Annotated in this window: 3 protein-coding genes; all 3 read left to right on the forward strand. The window is 62.2% G+C overall.

The features are described from left to right. On the forward strand, positions 1-891 hold an 891-nt coding region (locus R2855_19875; protein MEZ4533264.1), incomplete at its 5' end, for a plastocyanin/azurin family copper-binding protein. Between the two features lie 396 nt (positions 892-1287). Then, positions 1288-2652, forward strand: coding sequence for a multicopper oxidase domain-containing protein (locus R2855_19880; GenBank protein MEZ4533265.1), 1365 nt, complete (start codon positions 1288-1290; stop codon positions 2650-2652). Between the two features lie 104 nt (positions 2653-2756). Next, positions 2757-3959 carry a plastocyanin/azurin family copper-binding protein gene (locus tag R2855_19885; GenBank protein MEZ4533266.1) on the forward strand — a complete coding sequence of 401 codons (1203 nt, stop codon included), beginning with the start codon at positions 2757-2759 and terminating at the stop codon, positions 3957-3959. Positions 3960-4079 lie beyond the last annotated feature (120 nt).

Here is a 4079-nt window from a genome sequence, read left to right on the forward strand (position 1 = left end):
GCCGGCGATCGGATCTGGTTCACAGAAGGCATGGCCGGATTCCATACCGTCTGGTTTGGCTATGGCGCCGAGCCGCCCATTCTGCAAATCCCTGATCCCGAACTGGCCAGCCCGGCTGCCGGGGAGGCGCCGGCCATCGTCTTCGATCCGGATGTTGCGCTGCCGACCGCCAATCTGGCGGTCGATGGGGTGAATCCGGTCAATACGGGGCTGGACATCCTTTGGGATCCGGCCACTCCCGTCGTCCTCACGTTTCCCACGCCCGGAACCTATGACTACCTCTGCATCCCTCACCAGGGGGTCATGCGCGGCACGGTCATCGTGCAGGAAGCGGGATCGGAACTCCCGTTCGACCAGGCCGCGCTCGATGCCATGGCGACTGAGCAAGCGAACGCGTTGATCCAGGAAGGAGTGGCCGCGAAGGCGGAGTTCGCCGAGCCGGTGGCGGAAGCGCAAGCAGATGGCTCGACCTTGTGGACAGCGGCGATCGGCGCCGGTCCGGGACAGGTGCGGGTCATGGCCTTCCTCCCTGACCTGCTCGAAATCAAGGTCGGCGATTCGGTCAAGTGGATTCATGAGTCGCCAGGCGAGCCGCATAACGTGACATTCCTCGGCCCGGGCGTGGTTCCGCCGGTCGAGTTCGAAGTGGGCGAGTTTGCTGATGGACGGCCCAAGTTCATTCAGAACATGGACACCTTCCTGCCGTCGGGGAATACCACGTGGGAGGGCGAAGGCTACATGCAGTCGGGCTTCATGGGAATCCCAGAGTTGGGTCTGCCAATGGAGTTCACCGCCAGCTTCCCGGTTGCTGGCGAGTACATCTACTACTGCTCGCTCCATGGCGATCCCGACGGTGGCCGCATGGGTGCAACCCTTCGGGTCGTCGAATAATCGGTCAATCAGGAGTGCCGCGATGTGGGGCCGGGCAATGGGTGCTCGGCCTCGCATCGGGCACATGCTGTGACTTGCGACACTGCGAACTCGGCGACCGCGGGTGTGTCATGGAGGGAAGTCGGGCCGAGCGGGCGATCGACTCCGATACGCCACCTTACGTATCCGATGCGTTCTTGCTGCGTGGGCCAAATACGGAGGATTACCGATGAGCTGGAGGCGTTCGGGACCGTATCGTTGGGTCCGGTGAGGAAATGTGTTGCCTTGCCGAACCTAATGGCGCCGCCACAGCCAGCGCAACGTAGTGACGCTGGCAGCGGATGGGAAGCTAGCGGAAGTTGACTCGAGATGTTTCGACCGATCGATTGGACAACCAGGAGCTCGAAGATTGGGCTCGTGCTCACAGCACTCCTATGCGTTGGGGTGCTGGCTGGACTCGCTGCCGTGGTTGGTGGCGACCGATTGACAGGCTTGGGTGCGGCGACCGAGCCGCCAGTCAAGGAATTCCACCTAACCGCCAAGGAGACCGAGGTGGAACTCCAACCCGGCACGACGGTGAAAGCCTGGACCTACAACGGCATCATGCCGGGTCCGGAGATTCGTGTTACTGAGGGCGACCGGGTGCGTGTCACCCTTACCAACGAGTTGCCCACGGGCACCACCATCCATTGGCACGGCGTCGATGTACCCAACGCTATGGACGGTCCCGCTGGTCTCAGTCAGGCGCCGGTCGAGCCAGGTGAGTCGTTCACGTACGAGTTCATTGCCACTCCCGGAGGCACCCGTTGGTATCACACGCATACCGATGTCTCCACCCAAATTCTGTTGGGGCTTTATGGCGCATTCATCGTCGAGCCAAAGGGCGGTTTGCCGGAGATCGACCGGGACTACACATACATCCTGACCGAATGGGACGCTGAGCTGACCCCCGCGGTTGCCCTGGGGGAGGAACCCCGCGGCCCGCGCGACCAAACGTTGCGCGGCGGAGAGTTCGGCACCGACTACTTCCTCATGAACGGCAAGATGCACGAGGCCATTCCGCCGATCGTGGTCAGCGAGGGTGACAAGGTGCGCATCCGGCTCATCAATGCCGGCAATGTGCCGCACCCGTTCCATACCCATGGGCACTCGTTCAAGATCGTGGCGACCGATGGCAATCCTGTGCCCGAATCGGCCCAGCTGACCAAGGACACGGTGCTGGTGGCGCCAGGGGAGCGCTACGACATCGAGTTCGTGGCCAACAATCCGGGGGTCTGGATGGTGCATTGCCACATCGAGAATCACGCCGATAACGGCATGATGACAGTGATTCAGTACGAAGGCGCTGTGCCTCCGGGTCCGCTCGGCGAGAACTGGGATCCGACCGGTGAGAAAACCGTGCCCATGCATGCTCCTGCCGTGACCGGCGACAACGGCATGCAGATGAACCACGGCACTACGCACGATGCGCCCGCGGCAACCAGCGTCGCGTCACCTGAGCCGTTCGAAGTGATCGAAAGCGATACCGGCACCACGGTCATCCTTTCCGACAATCGCTTCGCGCCGAAATCGATCACCGTCAAGGCGGGCACGCCGCTGACCTTTGTCAACGAAGGAGCCAACTGGCATAGCGTTGCTGGCGCCGATGGGGCGATCGACATTCCGCAGCTTGCCGCAGGTCAGTCGGAATCGGTCGTCATCGACACGCCTGGCACGTACAACCTTGTCTGCAAGCATCATCTGCTGCAGGGCATGACAGCGAAGCTCATCGTTACCGAATAGCACGCGACAGCGGAGGAGGAGCCGCTGAATGGGGAAAGGAGGAACTTCGGGTAAGTCGGTTACGTGGATAGTGGATTTCGATCGAAGTAAGTGGAGAAAACGCAATGAACTCGTATGACGCAGATCGCATTCGTAACGCATTTCAAGTTGCATCTGGACCCGTAGCTCGCACCATCGATCGCCGATCGCTGCTCAAGACGGGCGGGGCGCTCGGGCTCACAGGGCTGGTTATGGCAATGCTGCCCGGTGGCCGCCAGTTCGCCAGCGCGCATTCGAATCATCAAGACGCGGCAGCGTCACCCGTTCCCGGACCGCAGGCCGATGGCACCAATCTTTGGAAGGTGGTCGTCGGCGGGATGGACATGGAGAACAAGCTCGATTTCCAGGGGTTCTTCCCGGGGGAGATCGTGATCAACGCTGGCGACCAAATCTGGTTCCAGTCCGCCATGCCGGGATTGCACAACGCCTGGTTTGGCTACGGCGCCGAGCCGCCGGCGCTCTTCATTCCCGATCCGGAACTCGCCAGCCCGGCCGCAGGGGAGATGCCCAGCCTCGTGCTGAATCCGGACATGATCTTGCCGACTCCCAATCAGGTCGTCGACGGAGTCACTCCGGTCAATACTGGGGTCGATATCCTCTGGGACCCAGCCATCCCGGTCATCGTTACGTTCTCGACCCCCGGCACCTATGAGTACCTCTGCATTCCGCATCAGGCGGTGATGCGCGGCACGATCATCGTGCAGGAGGCCGGAGCGGCGCTTCCGCTCGATCAGGCAGGAGTCGATGCCCTGGCCGCCGAGCAGCTCGCCACGCTCGCCGAAGAAGGTATGGCTGCGACGGCAGAGTTCGCCGAACCGGTGGCAGAAGCGCAGGCCGACGGCGCCACGCTTTGGACCGCCGCGCTCGGCGCGGGCAATGGGCAGGCGCGCGTGATGGCCATTTTGCCGAGCGTGCTCGAGATCAAGGTCGGCGATTCGGTCAAGTGGATCAATCAGTCCGCAGGCGAACCGCACAATGTCACCTTCCTCGGAGAGGGCGAGACCCCGCCAGAAGAGTTCGAGGTCACAGCCTTCGCGGATGGACGGCCGAAGTTCACTCAGAACATGGCGACCTTCCTGCCATCGGGCACGACCGTCTGGGAGGGAACCGGCTACATGCAGTCGGGATTCATGGGCATTCCTGAGCTGGGACTGCCGATGGAATTCACTGCCAGCTTCCCGGTTGCCGGTGAGTTCATCTACTACTGCTCGCTTCATGGCGATGCGGAGGGCGGCGGTATGGCGGCCACGTTGCGGGTGGTCGAATAGGGGCAAAAGGCAACAGGTAGAAAGAAAAGGGGCGGGAGGACGGGCGTATGCGCTCGTCCTCTCGCGCTGCGCTTGCCGACCGAGGCGATGTCTTGCGGAGTCCGAGTGATTGCTGAGGAG

The organism is Thermomicrobiales bacterium (assembly GCA_041390825.1).
Lineage (GTDB): Bacteria > Chloroflexota > Chloroflexia > Thermomicrobiales > UBA6265 > JAMLHN01.